The following is a 17154-nucleotide window of genomic DNA, read 5'->3' as shown; positions in this document are numbered from 1 at the left end:
GCAAAACCCCATGGATCCGACAGATCAGAGTAAAAACGGATAACGGTCTTCACCAGTAGCAATTGCTCACACAGTCGATCCCCTTCGCGGTGAGGTCGTGCGCGATCGCCACTGACCGACTCAGACGCGCTGCGTGGTGAGGACCCTCAAGACTTTCTCGAGAGAGTGAAGAGCGAGAATTCCAACCTGTCCTGCGAGCCGAGTGCGATAGGCGTCAAACGCCCCCGCCCCGATAGCCATCATCTCGTGTCCGCGGTCGGTGACCGTGAGGTGTTTCCGACGCGCGTCCTGTGGGTCCGCTCGCCGGTCTAGGTAACTGAGTTCTTCCAGCGTTGCGATGGTTTTCGCGGCCGCCTGCTTGGAGACCCCCAGACTCCTCCCCAGCTCGGAAGCACTTTGAGCCCCGGCATCGATGGCGTCCAGAGCGAACGCGTGTGTCGCTGTCACCCCCGGGTGACCTTCGCGTTCAAGTTCCACGACGACCTCATCCACCAGCGTGGTGAAGCCTGCGAGAAGGAGTCGTGCCAACTTCGCGCCAGGGTGAGTGTCCATGTTTCGAAGATATCGGACACGGCGGTAATAGACAACCACGTTGTCTGACTGCTAGACTGACAACCACGTTGTCCATTCGACTCGTACCCCAGATAGAGAGATGTGAAATGAACACTTCAGGCACCCCCGCGACTATCGACGGCATCGACCATCACTACGTCGACGTCAACGGCACGACGCTGCACTATGTTTCCGCCGGAACGAAAGGCACCCCCATCCTGCTCGTTCACGGCTTCCCCGAGTCGTGGTGGACGTTTCACAAGGTCATTCCGCTGCTGGCGGCCTCGCACCGCGTGTTCGCCGTTGATCTCCGCGGTTTCGGCGATTCCGCGACCGCGACCGCGACCGATGGATTCGACAGCGCGGTCGCCGCGGAGGATCTTCACGAGCTCATCACCGTTCTCGGCGTAGGTCCTGTTCACCTCGCCGCCCAGGATATCGCTGGCGGAACGGTGTTCCGCCTTGCTGCCACCCACCCAGGAGACGTGCTGAGCTTCACAGCTACCGAGATGGGCTTGGCAGGTTTCGGCCTCGAAGGTTTCGCCGATGTCACGCACGGCGGCTCCTGGCACATCGGCGTCCTCGCCGCGCCCGGAATCGCCGAGATGCTCTTCGTCGGGCGCGAGAAGGAAGTGCTCGGGAACTGGGCATTCCCCGCGATGACCGCGGTCGCCGGCTCCATCACCAGCGACGACATTGCCGAGTTCGTTCGCACCTACTCCCGCGAAGGGGGTTGGCTCGGGTCCATCGGCCTCTATCAGTCGATGCTCGCCGAGGGAGACACTCTGAAAGCCCTCGCAGAGTCGAGCCCGATCAGCGTCCCCGCGCTGGCGATCGGCGGGTTTGGCGGCCCCTTCACGTTCGGGACCGTCAGCCAGGTCGTGACAGGCGAGGTCGAATCGGTCCAGCTCGACGGCGTTGGCCACTACGTCGCCCTCGAAGCACCCGCCGCCCTCGCCGACGCCATCCTCGCGTTCACCGACCGCGTCGACGCTTCTTAGCCAATCCGGGGAGGGGATCGCTATGCGGCCTCTCCCCGAATGGCCAGATTGAGGAACCCGTTCGGCGGCTTTAGCGTGAAAATAGGCGACGGTCTTCACCGTCACGGGAAGGCGAGGTGCTTGTGGCGAGATGTCGTCATGTCTTTCATCCGACTCCTCGCTCTGGGGCTGACGACCGCCGCCCCGCTCGCGGGTTGCGTGACGGTGGGTGACGGGCGCAGGATTCAAAACGGGGTCACTCCCCCGGCGTGGTTACCAGGGCACGCGCGTGCCGTCCCAGGACCAGAGCGCGCCGGTCGGGGCGTCGTCGGGCAGGAGCGCCAGGCGGATGGCACCGACCGCGGCCTCTGCCGGGTCACCGCCGACGCTCATTCCGGCAATGAGGTTGGTCGCGCGGAGTCCCGGCGCCAGAGCATTGACCTTGAAATGGTCACCTAATGCCTGGGCGGTGAGCAGAGTGACGGCGTTGACGGCGGTCTTCGAGCTTCGATAGGCGAGCCCTCCCCCTTGCACTCGTTCCCAATCGAACTGCGGGTTGGGGCCGCTGGTCCACTCAAGAGATCCCGTGCCACTGGAGATGTTGACGATTCGGGGGTGCGGGGATCGGCGCAAGGTGGGAAGGAACGCCTGGGTTACAGCGATGAGACCGAAGACGTTCGTCTCGTATGCGCGGCGCAATTGCTCGAGCGGGGTGCCGACGATGTCTTCGCCGCCCGGATTGATGCCGGCGTTGTTGATGAGGATGTCGAGCTCACCGATGTGCTCCGCTGCTGCGGCAATCGAGTCCGCATCAGTCACATCGAGCTGCACTGCATGCGCCCCTTCACCGAGTGCCTCGGCGGCCCGCTGTCCCCTCTCCAGGTTGCGCGCGCCGATCCACACGCTGAAGCCGTGCCCGAGCAACTGTTGTGCGATCGCGAATCCGATGCCGCTGTTTGCACCGGTCACCAGCCCAACAGCGCCTGTCGCAAATGGACTCGCGCCCTCGGGAAGCCGTTCTACTTCGCCTGCCATGAGATCTCCTAACTCCAACGATGTGGTTGGAATACTAGACCAGATCAGCCTCATATCCAACTCGAACGTTGGTACATTGGAAACATGGCGTGGGACACGGAGGGCACACGGCGGAAATTGCGGGACGCGGCCTTGGTCGAATTCGCGGCGGAGGGGTTCGCTGGCACGACCGTCGGGGCAATCGCGGCACGTGCCGGCGTCAACAAGGAGCGGCTGTATAGCTACTTCGGCGACAAGCGCGCACTGTGGGACCTCGTGCTCGCCACCGAGCTTGAGCGCCTCGCCTCCTCGGTGCGTTTGACGGGCGCAGGGATGGACGATATCGGCGAATTCGCGGGCGCTACCTTCGACTACCACGCCGCGCACCCTGAGCTCGGCCGCCTGCTGCAGTGGGAGGGCCTGCAGGAAGGTCCGCCCGCCGACTCCATCGGACGGGCACGGCACTATCGCGAGAAGGTAGAGCGTTTCGCGGCCGCCCAGAGAGACGGACGCCTTGATCCCGCGCTCGACCCAGCGCACCTCGTCTTTGCCCTCATCGCCCTCGCCGCCTGGTGGCAGACCGTGCCGCAACTCGCAGAAATGATCACCGGATCCGCGTCAGACGACAGCGATGAGCGAGCTCGCCGCCGCGTGTTCGTGGTCGAGGCCGCGCGTCGACTGGCAGCGCCGACCTCTGATTCCTCCACGTTTCGCAGAGCATCGGAGACCTCCGCGGTACCCACCCTTGGTGTGAAAACGGATAGCGGTCGTCACCAGTAGGAGCTTCTACGGTGTTGGTGTCGTCGCTCGCCAGGAACCGGTTCCGGCGAGTTGAGAGTGCGCTGATTGTTCGAAGGCCCTGACGAGCGCGTTGGGCTCAACGTCTCGCGTGGCTATCACGACGGTCGACCATTCGATTCCGTCTATCGGGATGGCGACCAGGTCAGGTCGGGGTGCAGTCTTGCCGGGGCCTGAGGGAGCTAAAGCGAGCGCGAGACCTTCCGCCACGGATTCGAGCTTGTCGTGTTTCAGATCAGAGATGGGTCCTAGCGGTGCGGCACTTCCGTCGGGTCGAGGGTTGATTCTCCAGAAGGCGTCGTAGTCGGGCCTCTCATAGCCAACGAGAGGCTCGTCTGCGAAGTCGTCCAAAGCGACGGAGGCCATCGTCGCGAGCGAATGACCGAGGGGTACCAGGAGAACTCGGGGTTCTTCGTAGAGCACTGAGACGCGAAGACCCTCGGTCAGTAGTGGTGTTCTGGCCACGACGACATCCGCACGATGATCGAGAAGCGCATGGTGTGCGTCGCTCCAGTGCAGGTGAACGGTGCGAATCTCGATGCCCGGTCGGTGCTTCCTGAGGTGGGTCACTGCCGGAGTGATGATGAGACCACCGACGTAGCCGACGGTGAGCTGCCGTGGTGTCGCGACAGCGCGCGCCTCAGTCACTGCTCGGTCCGAATCGACGAGCAGCTTTTCTGCAAGAGGCAAGAATGCTTTGCCCGCTTCGGTGAGGTGCGTACCGCGTGAGGTCCGCTCGAGCAGTTGGACGCCCAGGTCGTTTTCAAGCGCCTTGATGTAGCGGCTCAATGTCGGTTGCGCGAGCCGCAGTTGAATGGCGGCCCGCCCGAAGTTCTCCTGGCGGGCCACGACAGTGAAGAACCTCACGAAGCGCAGGTTCAGATCCATGCCGCCGTCCCGTCGCTCGGTTGCCCTCCGATCGATTGTATCCGTCATCCACTTTTCGTATGGCCAGGTACCGATCTGATCTTGGACGCCAGACAGCCCTGTTCGTACGGTGGAATCACGGGCGCCGATAGCCGCCCCTAGACCTCCGAAAGGCACTTTTCACATGCGCGTATTCATCGCAGGAGCAACCGGCTACGTCGGCTCCGCTGTCGTCGCCGAGCTGGCTTCGGCGGGGCATCAGGTCGTCGGGCTTGCGCGGTCCGACTCCTCCGCTACGACGCTGTCGGAGTTGGGTATCGAGGTGCACCGCGGCGACATCAACGATCTCGACAGTCTCCGAGCCGGCGCCCGAAACGCGGATGGTGTCGTCTACGCCGCCAACCAGCACATCTCCGAGACCACCGACTCCGCGCTGCGCGCCAGGATTGAACTGGCCGCCGTAGAAGCGATCGGCTTCGAACTGCAGGGCACCGGCAAACCGTTCGTCGTCACCTCCGGCGTCATCGGTCGAACCCCGGGGCGTCTGCTTACAGAGAATGACGATGCCGACATCAGCCCACTCACCGCACTACGGCTCCCCGTCGAGACCTCGGTACTCGCTCTCGCAAAGCGCGATGTGCGGTCGTCCTCCGTTGCTCTGTCGCCAACCGTTCACGGGCTCGGGGATGTCCGGGGTTTCGTTTCCATGCTCATCGCCATCGCTCGCGAGAAGGGCGTGTCGGCCTATGTGGGCGATGGGTCCAACCGCTGGCCGTCCGTGCACCGCCTCGATGCGGCAACACTCTTTCGTCTCGCGCTGGAATCCGCCGCCGGCGGCACCCGCCTGCACGCCGTCGCCGAACAGGGAATTCCCTTCCGCGACATCGCAGACGCCATCGGGCCGAGGCTCGGTCTCCCGGTCGTCAGCATCTCCCCCGACGAGGCCGCCGCCCACTTCGGCCCCCTGGCACCCCTCGTCGCCCTCGACAGCCCAGCGTCTAACACTCTTACCAAAGACCGTTTCGGGTGGGAGCCAGTACACCCGGGCCTCATCGCCGACATCGAACAGGGCCACTACTTCACCCACTGAGCAAACAACCGGGAGGAGTTTCTGGAGCACTCCCACGTGGGTTTACTCATCGATCGCTCCATTGCGGCGTTCGGTCGGCCCGGCGCGCTCGACGACGCATGGCGGGACCTGACACCACACTTTTCGAAAACTCAAGACCCAGTACGACCGCGACAACGTATTCCGTGACAACTTCAACGTCGCCCCGTAATAGGCAGAAAACGGATAGCCCACTTCACCCGAAGAAGTGACTTCGACCGATGCCTGTGGCAAGCCCGTAGGTCAATCCGATCTCTTACAGCGCGCGCCGGTTGTAGCGAACAGTAGAGATCGCGATCGACCCGAGGAGTGCAGCGACGGCGATCACAACCACGGCCGCCGACACGATCCCCAGGTTCGCGGAGATAGCTGTCGCGAAGTCAATTCGGGACAAGAGTCCCGTTTGTGATGCCAGTGCCGCTCCTCCGCCAAATACCACGGCGGGAATGAATATCATCGGTCGCGCACGAGTGGCGCCCACACTGAAGAAGAACGGCAACTGCACAGCCACGGAGACCGCGAACACCAGGAACGCTGCGACATTGGCGGCGGCAAAGGCCAGGACGTCGACGGAGTGGCCCCCGCCCAGGGTGATGATGATCGCCGCGATGGTTGCAATCAGTGCCGCCGCGAGGTACGCCAGCACAAGTGCGAGGTAGCGCCCCAGCACGACGTTCCGGCGGTTAATCGGCAGGGTGGCGTACAGAGTGTCGAGGTGGCTACGTTCGTCGGCGGCGAACGGGTTCGCCGCGAGCAAACTCATGACGATAGCTGCGGTACCGATGGCGAATACGGGCAAGGGTGTCGCGACCGCTGTAGCCACGACGAGCAATAGGGCGGGTGCGACCCGCCTCACGGGCGTGGCGAAGTTGACGATATCGAAACGAGCGAAGGTGCCGATCATGAGCTCTCCTGTTGCGTGGCGCCACGGCGGGCGAGATGGACAATCACATCGTCAGTGGTGGCGTCGTCGATCACTGTCGATGGGCCGAAGAGCGGCGTGGCATCCGATCGGATGAGCCCGTCGAACCGACCGCCGGTGCGGCGGAGCCCCATGACGCTGTCGGCCGCCGCGCGGCTGAGTTGCTCCGTACCGTGCACCATCGCGAAGTCTTCTCGCAGACCGTCAAGGGTGCCCGCGTATTCGATGCGGCCATCGTCAATGACCAGGATCAGATCGGCCAGGTTGTCCAGGTCGGTGGTGATGTGCGTCGAGAACAGGATGCTGTGCTTCGGGTCGACCATGAACTCACGGAGGATATCGACGAGATCTACCCGCGACACCGGGTCGAGTCCGCTGGTCGGCTCATCAAGAATCAGGAGCTCCGGATGATGTGCGAGCGCCATTGACAGGGAGAGCTTGACGCCTTCACCCCGGGACAGAGTCCCGATCTGAGCCTCCCGGCCGATCCCGAAACGGTCGAGGTAGCCGTGGAAGGCAGCAGGGTCCCAACTTGAGAAGAAGGGTCCGAGCCGACGCGTCAGGCTTTCGACCTTCCATTCGGGCGTGACGAAGAGGTGATCGAGAACAACGCCGATGCGATCCTTGGTCGATGCATCACCGGGCTCCATTTCGTCGAAGAGTTGGACGTGGCCCGAGTCGGGCCGAACCATTCCGAGCAGAGTTTTGATCGTGGTGGTCTTGCCGGATCCGTTGGGTCCGACGAATCCCATGACGAGGCCGGTAGGGAGCTCGAAGTCGAGCGGGCCGAGGTGGAAAGCCCCCTGCGTCCGAGCGAGACCGGTTACTTTCACCGCTGAGTCGGTCATACCTTGCTCCATTTCTCATCCAGAAGGATGTTCAGGTCAGTCCGGCTGATTCGGGCGCCGCGCGCCGCGGCGGCAAGTTCCGTGATAGCGGAGTCGAGACGAGCGCCGAGCGCAGCACGAGCGCTCTCCGGATCGACGGCGACGACAACAAAGCCGCGACCGTGCTCGTTGATGACCACCCGTTCCGCGACGAGGTCGTTGTAGGCACGAGTGACCGTGATCAAGCTGACGCGAAGGTCGGCGGCCAGTTGCCTGAGTGAGGGCAGCTGCTCCCCCACTCCAAGATCACCGCCGTAGATCGCGGACCGGACCTGCGACTTGATCTGTTCGTAGATCGGCACGCCGGAACTCGACGACAAGACGATCTGCATCCGGCGCTCCTACTGTATATGTACATAAGTACAGTACCTCGAGCCGAGAGCAAGCGCAAGACCGAGCACACCGTTCTGCGGGCGGACTAGTTCGAAATCGGATTTCCCGATCAGAGCCCGTTCCTACTTGTCAGCCATTGCGCTGTCCTCCCGCGTCCGCATGCGTCGTGCATTGACCTCGGTAAGCGTCACAAGAACTGCGACGATGCCGACGGTTGCAGCGACAGCGGCTTCGGAAGGCACATAGGCCGCGAGAGGAACAAGCGCCCACGGCAGCACGATTCCCGCTGGCGCCCAAATTAGGGCATCGCGAAGAGCCGCACCGAATCGAATTGCCTCCGCCACACTCGCCAGGAAGAACAGGCTGATTCCGGCGCCCAGGCACACCGCCGCACCCTGCGGAAGGTGGTGACCCGCGTCGGCGACGGCGGTGCCCAACGCGGACGCGAACAGGGTGACGCCAGCCACCATCAGAAAAGGCAGGTACATCACCGTGTCGCGGATTCCTCCAATGCTGCGGCGTAACTGAAGTCGTTGCAGGCCACGCGTCGCTGCCGAGCTGGCGCGCCCGAAGTAGATCCAAGCGAGCATCGAGACGGCTGTGAAACTGAGGAAGGCAGCCAGACCCGAGGTCGCCGTCCAGTGCGCATCGAGCTCGGAGATGATCGTCAGAATCGACTCGCCGAAGACGATGACGAGGAGCAAGCCAACCCGCTCGGCCAAGTGCTCGACGTTGAGGTTCTCACTGAGCCAGTTGCGTTGCCGTCCGAGGAAGTTCAGAAGGGTGATCTCGATAGCGACAGCGACTGCCCAAAAAATGTACTGCCAGGGCGTGCTGACCCCGATCGAGACGATCCAGAGCGAGGCGGGTAGGACGCTGTAGAGCATCGGTTGCCACCAGGGTTGGCCGCTCGCCCGTCGACTCATCAACCACGGGACTACCCACACAACTCGGATGGCGGCGTTGCCCAGTGCGAATGCCGCGGCCCGGTCGCCCAGTGCGCCGGGCACCGCAACCGCCATCAGGCCGAGCGCCACCATAGCAACCGTGACGACAATCCAGACCGACGGCGTGATGCGAACGCCGAACAAGTTCATGGTGAGGGTCGCGTTTACCCATGCCCACCAAGCGGTGGCAAGAAACGCAAAAAACGCCACGGCGGTCATCCACGAGGGGTCGCCGTGAAGAAAATGTGCGACCTGGCCGATGTAGACGACCATCACCAAATCGAAAAAGAGTTCAAGCCAGTGAGCTCGACGACTCGGTTGCGCTTCAGCCGTCACCGCTTAACCTTCCTCAGATGCGCGGCGGTCTTCGTTGATCTGATTCGCGTCACCCTCTCCGCAGCGCGATTGCCCCAGGGCGGTCGTTCCCGCCGTACCGATCTGCACGGAGACGTAGAACCCCGTGTCGTCGGCGCCCTCGCCCGGGTAGTTGAGCTCGATAACGACCGGGGCGCCGGTCGGTGTGCGATCTCGTCTGACCGGGGGGAAGCCCGCGTCGATCAGCAGTTTCTCGATCACCGCCGCTGTGGCCTCCTGCTGCCCGTCGGTCACCCCGGGCCCGAGCCGAAGCTTGGTGACCTGCGCCCCTGTGCTCCCTTGGAGGGCGCAGGACCGGGCGCCCGCGTCCGTGATTTTCCACTCTCCCGGTACCGTCGCGGCAATTGCGGTGAGCAGATCGGCAAGTTCGGCCTCGGCTTCCGCGTACTGCATACGGGGCGCTTGGTCATGTGCTGGCGCGCATCCGGAGAGGCCGACGATGGTGAGGACCGTAAGCGCCGCGCGAATCAATCGAGCGCGACCGGATCCGCCCGGCCCAGCGGCAGATATGCGATCGACCGTATCCGCATCAAACTTGAGTTCGTTGCCCATCGCACTCCCTTCGTCGGTCACAGGGTAATGCGACGCCCCGCTTGCCGTCGCTGGCGACGCCGGGTGCGACCTAGCGGTGATCGTGATGCAGCCGGGTTCGGAGTCCCAACAAAGCTCCCAACGTTGAGGATTCGACCTGCCTGGTCAATACAGGCGAGGGACGATCTTGTACTTCACCCTCGCGGTGTATTCGTCCCACAAGTCGCCGTACTTCGCGCGGCACAGCTTGTCGTCGTCGGCTTGGCGACTGACGAACAGAGCGATGTAGTACAGCGGATACAGCCACACCATCCAGATCCCGAAGTAGCCGGCGGCAAGGGCAATCGCGACCGCCTGGATGATCTCCCCCAGGTAGTTGATGTGCCGACTGACGCCCCAGAAGCCGTTGACTAGCAGGCTGTTCTTGCCGTCGGTGATTGCTTGCGGCGTGATCCACAAGAACCTGCGACCGGGCGCCGTCTTGAAGAAGAACTTCTGCATGTTCGCCCCGCGCGTGAGTACCCAACCGCCGAGGAAGAGCACACCGAACAGGATCGTCACCCAGACCGGGAGGCCGGGATTCGGCAGGTCGGCGGTGAACCAGAGCGCGACGGAATAGAAGTACGGGTAGAACGCCAAGCACCCGAATCCGAGCTTGAAGCCGACGCGCTCCGCGATGAAGTCGTACGTCCACAGATGGATGCGTTCGAAGATCAGGTACTCGCAGCAGAACCAGGTCAACATCCCGCAGCCGAGGAGAAATCCGGGGTTGATGCTCGACACATTCGCGAGGTGGAAAGCCGCGAACGACAGCACGTTCAGCTGCAGCAGGACAGCGCCGACGAGGTACAACCACACCTTGGCATCCACGAAGCCGTTGCTGATCTGTACGTCTTTCGACCTGCCGAACCACAGGTCCGCCAGGAACGGCTTTCCGGTCGACGGATACCTCAGCACGATCACGAGCGAGAACACGAGCCCGATCACGCACGCGCCGATGAGACCCAACCACCGGGTTTCGTAGAGCCAGGTGTACGGAACGAGATTGAAGTACCCGAGCAGGAACCACAGGATGATGCTCGCTGCAAGCACGTATCGGCCATTGATCCGGTAGTTCAGCACCTCCCCCGTCGCGTCGCTCCGGACGTAGCCCGGGCGACGTCGGGCAGGGATGACGACGTGCAGCAGCGTGATCACTGCGTACGCAATCAGCGGGGTGATCAGACCTAAGAAGATCGTCACGACAGGCCTCCGGTGTTTTTCGACATGATGGCAATGGCGGCTCGTCTGCTGAGCAGCCGGGTGAGCACGAAGCGACCGATCTTGTTGACGGCTCCGGGAATGACGATCGGACCCTTGCCCAGTGCGTTGAGCGTTTGCTCGGCGACGTCGGCGGCTTTCATCGTTCCCGGTGCGGGTTTGGCGCCCTCCACCTGCTGGTAGCCAGGGGTCAGAATAGCGCCGGCCGTGCAGGCGAGCACGTCGACGCCGCGGGGCTTGAGTTCACTCCACAGGCCCTCGGCCAGGATCGTGTTGAACGCCTTCGTCGCCGCGTAAGCCGCGATGTTCGGGCTGCCCTGCGACCCGGCGAGGGACGACATCAGCACGATGCCGCCGCTCCCTCGCTCGATCATCGGGGTCGACAGTAACTTCGCGAGCAGCAGCGGGGCCTGTACGTTGACGGCCGCGGCGCGTGCCAGCTGGTCTTCGGTCACGTCTTCGAATCTGCCGATGGGAGCGTAAGCGGCGTCGTAGACCAGGAGGCCGATAGGGAGGTCGAGTTCGCCCACAAGGTGTTTGACGCTTTCGTAGTCCGCCATGTCCGCGGCAACAGCAACGACATCGACGCCATGGGTCTCCTTGAGGCGAGCCGCGGTCGCCTTCAGGCGATCTTCTTGGCGGGCCAGCAGAACGAGGTTCACTCCGCGGCGCGCGATCGCGCCGGCGAAGGCGGCGCCCAGCCCGTCCGATCCCCCGGCGACCAAGGCGTACGGCCCGTACGAATCGGTGAATTGCGTCGCTCTCACAAGGATCGCCTTTCGGGCACAAGGGAGCGACTCGGTCCTGAGCGCTCAGCCAAATTTACTGTCTCAAAGACATCACCCGAGAGCAGCCCTATGCCGGCGCATCAGACAGATCGGAGCGACCCGAAAGTCACCAACGAGCCCGGACCTAAGCTGGGCCGATGGTCCGGTTCGCGGTTGCCGCATTCGCCGTCGTCCTGACGCTCGCCGGATGCGCGACCGCCCCGGTCACGACTCCCCCGCCGACGACAACGGAGACAACCCCTGACGGCGCAGCGGGGTGCGCGCCCGCGTCACCGATCTCTCTCGGCTTGCCGGAGGTCCGCGGAACGCCCACCCACGGCGACACCAGCCTGTTCGGTTGGATCATGGCGGACCAGCCCGGGATCCATACCGGGTCCGACATCAAGATCGTCTGGCGGATGGTCGGCGACGGCGACCTGCACGTGCAACTTCTGGCGCCGGACGGAACCGCGCATCCGCTCTCCTGGGGGCCCGACGCGCACGGCGGCAGTAACTACGAGAGGCCCGGCCGTGAGTGGGGCACCGGCATCGTGCTCGACGCGCCCGGATGCTGGCAGTTGAATTTCACGACGGACACGACCGCGGCATCCGTCTGGCTGGAAGCGACGAGCTGAGCGTCACGGCCAGAGGTCATTGAGGTGACTTCTTGTCGGCGAGGCGCTGCACCTGGCTGGCGTGCAACGCGCTGACAAACTCCCAGCCTGGCTTCGCCGCGGGTCCAATCCGCGAGTCGCTCACGACCTGCTCCTCACGAAGAGCGTGCAGGTAGGCGCGGTCCTGGTCGATCCGCGCGAGTAGCTGGTCCGCTCCCCCGACGGAACCGTGACCGGGCACGAACACCTCGACCGAGCCAGCCAGCCCCTCGAGCAGCGCGAGCGCGTCGAGGTACTCCTCGATCGGATCGGCGGCGTTGGCGTTGAGCACCGGCACCAACACGTCCGACAGCATGTCGCCAACGAAGAGCACTCCGCTCTCCTCGATCAACAGCGCAGCGTGACCCGCGGCGTGCGCGCTGTGCTGGATGATCTGCACCCGAGGGCCTTCCCACGGAAGCTCGGTCGTGCCCTCGGGCAAGCCGGTGATGCGGCCGATCAGGTCGAGTGGCACGTCGTCCGGGATGCCCACCGCCTTTGCGATCGCGGTCAGGTCACCCGAAAGCCGAGCCGCTGCAGTGGCGGCACACAGCGCGGTGCCGTAACGAGGCACGTCGCCGAACGCGGCGTGCCAGAGCAGGTGATCCCAGTGAGGATGCGTTGAGAAGCCCGCGACGACGGTCTGGCCCGAAGCCGACAGCTCTGTCGCCAAGCCTTCAAGTTCCTCGCCGCTGATCCCAGGGTCGATAAGCAGCACGCCGTCGAGCCCGTTCACGACCCCGGCATTGCTCTGGAGGAACGCGCTCTGGTGCACGTGCACGCCTTCCGCGATCTGAGTCAGCACGGTCTTGCTTCGCATTCAGTCGTCATCCCTAAAACTGTGCCAGAAAGTCCAGGAACGCCGCCACCGAGTTTGCGACGGCTCCCTCCCCAGGGCCGGTCAGTGGACGCCCCGATAGTCTGGAAGGAGCTTCGGAGTCTGGTCAGAAGCGGCGGTCATCCGGTTCGAAAGGGCATCGATGCAAGACGCGAACTTCACGCTGATCGTGCTGATCTGCGCGGCGGTGGTTCTCGGCGCAGTCTTCTCGAATCGCCTGACACGGCTGCTTCGTGTGCCGGCACCTGCGCTGTTCCTCATTCTGGCGTCGGTCGCTGCGCTCTTCCTCCCCGCCTTTGAAGACACCGCTCGACTCATTGATGAGCGAGTGGTCAGCATCGCTTTGGTCGTCATCCTCTTCGACGGCGGGATGCGGATCGGCTGGAAGCGCATTCGCGGATCGTTGGGGGCCATCACCCTCATCGGTATCGCCGGAACAGCGGTCACTGCCGCGGCTATCGCGGCGGCCGCTCATTTCCTGCTCGGCTTCGACTGGACGAGCTCGCTGCTCCTCGGCGCAGCCCTGTCACCGACCGACCCGGCCGTCGTGTTCTCGGTGCTCGGCCAACGCGAAATCTTGGGACGTTCGGGAACGATCCTCGAGGGCGAGTCCGGGGCGAACGACCCGGTTGGCATCGCGCTCATGGTGACGCTGATCGGCGTCACCGGCACGGGGTGGCAGGCGATAGGCAACGGCCTCGGAGCCTTCACACTGCAGCTCGCGATCGGTGCGATTGTCGGCATCGGTGGCGGATTGGCACTTACCTGGGTCTTGCGCCACGGACATCTCGCAGATGAGGCGCTCACCGTGATCTTCCCGATCGTGGCCGCCGTGCTGCTTTACGCGCTGGCCGCAGCCTTCGGCGGGTCGGGGTTCCTGGCAGCATTTATCGCCGGAATTCTGGTCGGAGACGTGCGGGCACCCTATAAGCGTGACATCGTGCGATTCAATTCCGGGATGGCGAGCTTGGCCGAGATCGCTGTCTTCATCCTGCTCGGCCTCAGCGTTCGGCTCGCCGACGTGTTCCAGCCGGATGTGTTGATTGCGGGCTTTGCGATTGCCGCACTGCTGATTTTTGTCATCCGACCGGTACTCGTGGGGCTCCTGATTGCGCCGGTTCGATTGCGACGCGGCGAGCGTGCTTTCGTGCTCTGGGCTGGGCTCAAGGGCGCCGTGCCGATTCTGCTCGGGATGCTCATCCTTGGGTCCGGGGTAGCCGACGCCGACCGCCTCTACGCGATCATTTTCATCGTCGTCGTCATCTCGGTGCTGCTCCAAGGTGGACTGGTCCCACTGTTTGCCCGGCTGTTCCGGGTACCCACCCACGCGATACCCGTTCGACCGTGGTCGCTCGACATCCGCTTTGCCGACGAGCCCGACGGCTTGCACCGGCACGTTGTAGCGGCCGGATCCCCCGCAGATGGGCGAACCGTCGCCGACGTCGCCCACGGCAACGTCGACTGGATCAGCTTGATTAGTCGATCGGGGCGCAACATCCCCGTTCGCAACGCAACGACCCTTGAGGCTGGCGACGTGGTGCTCACTCAGGCCGACGGCGACGCATCCCTCGAGGACCAGTTCACGTCTCCGACTCCGGAGTAGCAGTCCCGCCGGCTGCCCGCCGTGCTGCTCGTTGGGCGAGAAGCCGCGGCACCTGCGAGATGGTGACGACACCGATGATCACGACTACCCCGCCGAGTAGCTCAGGAAGTACGGGAAGCTCCCCGAGCCAGAGCCAGGCAATGAGCACCGCAACTGGCGGGACGAGGTAGAGCAGTGAGGTCGACACCGCGACCGGCATCCGCGCGACCGCGTAGGCCCACAGAACGAACCCCGCAGCCGACGGCAGCAGCCCGAGGTAGATCGCCGCAAGCCACGGCGCGAGGCCGGCGCCCAGCAACCCACCGACGTCGAACGGCACAAGTGGAAGGGTCATGACCGTGCCCGCGACCATCGCGTAGCAGGCCACTTCGATGCTGGTGTATCGCTTCAGGAGGGGGCGTTGCAGCGGATGGTAGATGCCTTGCACCACCATCGCCGCGACTACGATCCACACCGCCGTCGATAGAGACACGCCCGCTCGGGCGAGGCACACGAACACGACGCCCGCGAGAGCGATCATGCTGCCCACGATGGTGACGCGTGAGATGCGTTCAGAGAAGAGGATGCGCGCGACGGCGACCGACACAAGCGGAGCTGCGGCGACGATGATGCTGGCCGTTCCTGCGGGCACAGACAGTTCGCCCCAGTTGAGAAGCAGTTGGTATGCGGCCATACCGAAGAACCCGCAGGCCGCGATCCAGCCGAGGTCTCGGAGCTTGGGCATCCGTGCTCTGACGATGAGAGCGACAACGACCAGCGTGATCGCGGCCACTGCGAGCCGTGCGAAAGAGAGTCCGATCACTCCCATCGCGGGAGCAGCAACTCGGATCGCAGGAAACGCGGATGCCCACAAGACCACAACGGCAAAACCGGCGAGAAGTGCTCGATTGGTTCTCAATGCGCGCGACGGCGTACAGCTCGGCTCAGGGCGAGGGTCAACTTCTCTTGCCCCCAACACCCGGCACAGACGCAACTTCCTTCAGCGGCGCGGCGGACTCGACTCGTTCCGGCATTGGGGACATGTCGTGATCGACCATGCGGTCACAGTAGCGCCGCCCGCCGACGGCACGGCAATCGGGGCGCAGGTGAGAGAGAATCGCACGTGCCCATCGATCCTGCCGACCTCGAGGTGACACTCCGGGTTCTAGCGGATCTGGCTCGTGTCGACAACGATGACCCCGACTTTGTCGCCGTCCGCCGGGCAACCGCCGCGATGTTCAAGGACGTCAAACGTGAGCGCAAGCTCGGGGCGCGGGCACGCGTTCAGGAGAATGACCGCGCCGTCGTCGCGGCCACCGCAACGGGCGCTCCCGACCGGATCGACGACGAAACGCGCGGCATCCCGATCTCGGGAGCCACGACCCAACAGTCCGCAGGCGTGCTGCTCAAGGCGCGCGCCTGCTACATCTGCAAACAGGACTACACGGTCGTCGACGCGTTCTATCACCAGCTCTGCCCGACCTGCGCGGCGATGAGTCACGCCAAACGGGATGCGCGCACCGACCTCACCGGAAAGCGCGCGCTGCTGACCGGTGGGCGGGCGAAGATCGGGATGTACATCGCGCTGCGACTGCTTCGGGATGGCGCGCACACGACGATCACGACGCGATTCCCGCGGGATGCGGTCCGTCGGTTCACCGGCCTCCCCGACTCCCCCGAGTGGATCCATCGGCTGCGGGTGGTCGGCATCGACCTCCGGGACCCGGCGCAGGTGATCGCGCTCGCGGAGTCGGTCGCCGCGCAAGGGCCGCTCGACATCCTGATCAACAACGCCGCCCAGACCGTACGCCGCTCCCCCGGCGCCTACCAACAGCTAGTGGATGCCGAGCTTGCTCCCCTGCCCGACGGCCCGCTGCCCGAACTCGAGACCTTCGGGCACACCAACGACGCACACCCTCAAGCGCTCGCGCGCTCGGTCGCCGCGCATCCGATCCTCGCCGCGGCGGCGGCTCAGGCCGACGACCTCACGCTGCAGGCCCTCTCCCCCGGTTCCTCGTCACTCGAGCGACTTGCCGCCGGCACCGCGATCGATGCGGGCGGCCTGGTGCCCGACCTGGCCCCGATCAATTCCTGGACCCAAGGCGTCGATGAAGTCGACCCGCTGGAACTGCTCGAGGTTCAGCTGGCGAACGAGACGGCCCCGTTCATCCTGATCTCGAAGTTGCGTGCCTCGCTCGCCGCTTCCCCGGCCCGACGCACGTACATCGTGAATGTCAGCGCGATGGAAGGTGTTTTCGGGCGCGGCTATAAGGGGCCAGGACACCCCCACACGAACATGGCGAAGGCCGCCGTCAACATGCTGACCCGCACCAGTTCGCGTGAGTTGTTCGAGACCGACGGCATCCTGATGACGAGCGTCGACACCGGCTGGATCACCGACGAGCGCCCGCACCCGACGAGGATGCGACTCGCCGGCGAAGGCTTCCACGCGCCGCTGGACCTCGTCGACGGCGCGGCCCGCGTCTATGACCCGATCGTCCGCGGCGAGGCGGGCGAGGACGTCCACGGCTGCTTTCTCAAGGACTACGAACCGGCGCCGTGGTAGAGGACGACGTCCGCGTTCGATCAAGCGGTCGGGCCGCAGCCCGGAGTCTTCTAGCGGGCGCCTATCAGTAGTAGACGGCGCCGGCGCGCATCGCCTCGGCCTCTTCGACGCTCACGATCTCCGAGCCGAGCGGCCAGAAGGAGACCGGGACGAGCTTGAAGCAGGCGACGCCGA

18 protein-coding genes are annotated in these 17154 nt (G+C 64.3%); 6 read left to right on the top strand and 12 right to left on the bottom strand.

Annotated features, from left to right (window positions below; genetic code table 11):
* Nucleotides 1–120: 120 nt before the first annotated feature.
* A complete protein-coding gene (locus tag ABIR17_RS02375; RefSeq protein ID WP_348002758.1) occupies nt 121–591 on the bottom strand; it encodes a MarR family transcriptional regulator in 471 nt (156 codons plus the stop codon).
* Nucleotides 592–659: 68 nt separating this feature from the next.
* Here ABIR17_RS02375 and ABIR17_RS02370 point away from each other — a divergent pair, with 68 nt between their 5' ends.
* Entirely contained in the window at nt 660–1553 is an 894-nt protein-coding gene (locus tag ABIR17_RS02370) for an alpha/beta hydrolase (RefSeq protein ID WP_348002757.1), read from the top strand.
* A 252-nt stretch (nt 1554–1805) separates the two neighbouring features.
* On the opposite strand, the gene ABIR17_RS02365 is transcribed toward ABIR17_RS02370, so the two are convergent.
* Complete coding sequence (locus ABIR17_RS02365) at nt 1806–2567, bottom strand: SDR family NAD(P)-dependent oxidoreductase (RefSeq protein ID WP_348002756.1); 762 nt, start codon at nt 2565–2567, stop codon at nt 1806–1808.
* Nucleotides 2568–2651: 84 nt separating this feature from the next.
* Between ABIR17_RS02365 and ABIR17_RS02360 the strand changes: the two genes are divergently transcribed.
* The gene (locus ABIR17_RS02360) at nt 2652–3326 is read left to right on the top strand and encodes a TetR family transcriptional regulator (RefSeq protein WP_348002755.1); all 675 of its coding nucleotides are present in this window, start codon (nt 2652–2654) and stop codon (nt 3324–3326) included.
* 6 nt (nt 3327–3332) lie between these two features.
* On the opposite strand, the gene ABIR17_RS02355 is transcribed toward ABIR17_RS02360, so the two are convergent.
* Complete coding sequence (locus tag ABIR17_RS02355; protein ID WP_348002754.1) at nt 3333–4280, bottom strand: LysR family transcriptional regulator; 948 nt, start codon at nt 4278–4280, stop codon at nt 3333–3335.
* Between the two features lie 115 nt (nt 4281–4395).
* Between ABIR17_RS02355 and ABIR17_RS02350 the strand changes: the two genes are divergently transcribed.
* The gene (locus tag ABIR17_RS02350) at nt 4396–5301 is read left to right on the top strand and encodes an SDR family oxidoreductase (RefSeq protein ID WP_348002753.1); all 906 of its coding nucleotides are present in this window, start codon (nt 4396–4398) and stop codon (nt 5299–5301) included.
* 274 nt (nt 5302–5575) lie between these two features.
* Here ABIR17_RS02350 and ABIR17_RS02345 read toward each other — a convergent pair whose 3' ends face one another.
* The 7 genes from ABIR17_RS02345 to ABIR17_RS02315 all read right to left on the bottom strand — a co-directional run bounded on the left by ABIR17_RS02345 (nt 5576) and on the right by ABIR17_RS02315 (nt 11341).
* On the bottom strand, nt 5576–6223 hold the full coding sequence (locus tag ABIR17_RS02345) for an ABC-2 transporter permease (protein ID WP_348002752.1): 648 nt from the start codon (nt 6221–6223) through the stop codon (nt 5576–5578).
* Nucleotides 6220–7089: an ABC transporter ATP-binding protein gene (locus tag ABIR17_RS02340; protein ID WP_348002751.1), complete on the bottom strand. Its 870-nt coding sequence runs from the start codon at nt 7087–7089 to the stop codon at nt 6220–6222. Before ABIR17_RS02340 ends, ABIR17_RS02345 begins: the two co-directional genes overlap by 4 nt.
* Entirely contained in the window at nt 7086–7460 is a 375-nt protein-coding gene (locus tag ABIR17_RS02335; protein WP_348002750.1) for a GntR family transcriptional regulator, read from the bottom strand. The genes ABIR17_RS02340 and ABIR17_RS02335 overlap by 4 nt, the downstream gene beginning before the upstream one ends.
* Nucleotides 7461–7583: 123 nt before the next feature.
* Nucleotides 7584–8744, bottom strand: coding sequence for a low temperature requirement protein A (locus ABIR17_RS02330; protein WP_348002749.1), 1161 nt, complete (start codon nt 8742–8744; stop codon nt 7584–7586).
* Between the two features lie 3 nt (nt 8745–8747).
* Entirely contained in the window at nt 8748–9356 is a 609-nt protein-coding gene (locus tag ABIR17_RS02325) for a hypothetical protein (RefSeq protein ID WP_348002748.1), read from the bottom strand.
* Between the two features lie 123 nt (nt 9357–9479).
* Nucleotides 9480–10556 carry a DUF1295 domain-containing protein gene (locus ABIR17_RS02320; protein ID WP_348002747.1) on the bottom strand — a complete coding sequence of 359 codons (1077 nt, stop codon included), beginning with the start codon at nt 10554–10556 and terminating at the stop codon, nt 9480–9482.
* Entirely contained in the window at nt 10553–11341 is a 789-nt protein-coding gene (locus ABIR17_RS02315; RefSeq protein WP_348002746.1) for an SDR family NAD(P)-dependent oxidoreductase, read from the bottom strand. Before ABIR17_RS02315 ends, ABIR17_RS02320 begins: the two co-directional genes overlap by 4 nt.
* 158 nt (nt 11342–11499) lie before the next feature.
* Between ABIR17_RS02315 and ABIR17_RS02310 the strand changes: the two genes are divergently transcribed.
* On the top strand, nt 11500–11976 hold the full coding sequence (locus ABIR17_RS02310; protein WP_348002745.1) for a hypothetical protein: 477 nt from the start codon (nt 11500–11502) through the stop codon (nt 11974–11976).
* A 16-nt stretch (nt 11977–11992) separates the two neighbouring features.
* On the opposite strand, the gene ABIR17_RS02305 is transcribed toward ABIR17_RS02310, so the two are convergent.
* Entirely contained in the window at nt 11993–12814 is an 822-nt protein-coding gene (locus ABIR17_RS02305) for an MBL fold metallo-hydrolase (RefSeq protein WP_348002744.1), read from the bottom strand.
* Between the two features lie 160 nt (nt 12815–12974).
* On the opposite strand from ABIR17_RS02305, the gene ABIR17_RS02300 reads away from it, so the two are divergent.
* Nucleotides 12975–14435 carry a cation:proton antiporter gene (locus tag ABIR17_RS02300; protein ID WP_348002743.1) on the top strand — a complete coding sequence of 487 codons (1461 nt, stop codon included), beginning with the start codon at nt 12975–12977 and terminating at the stop codon, nt 14433–14435.
* Here the strand turns inward: ABIR17_RS02300 and ABIR17_RS02295 are convergent.
* Nucleotides 14413–15333, bottom strand: coding sequence for a DMT family transporter (locus ABIR17_RS02295; RefSeq protein WP_348002742.1), 921 nt, complete (start codon nt 15331–15333; stop codon nt 14413–14415). The genes ABIR17_RS02300 and ABIR17_RS02295 overlap by 23 nt on opposite strands.
* Nucleotides 15334–15537: 204 nt before the next feature.
* Between ABIR17_RS02295 and ABIR17_RS02290 the strand changes: the two genes are divergently transcribed.
* On the top strand, nt 15538–16980 hold the full coding sequence (locus tag ABIR17_RS02290; RefSeq protein WP_348002741.1) for an SDR family NAD(P)-dependent oxidoreductase: 1443 nt from the start codon (nt 15538–15540) through the stop codon (nt 16978–16980).
* Nucleotides 16981–17154 lie beyond the last annotated feature (174 nt).

Origin of the sequence: Pseudolysinimonas sp. (assembly GCF_039912695.1) — a bacterium.
Taxonomy (GTDB): domain Bacteria; phylum Actinomycetota; class Actinomycetes; order Actinomycetales; family Microbacteriaceae; genus Pseudolysinimonas_A.
Note: the sequence above shows the minus strand (reverse complement) of the source record. Positions and strands in the feature narration are given on the sequence as shown.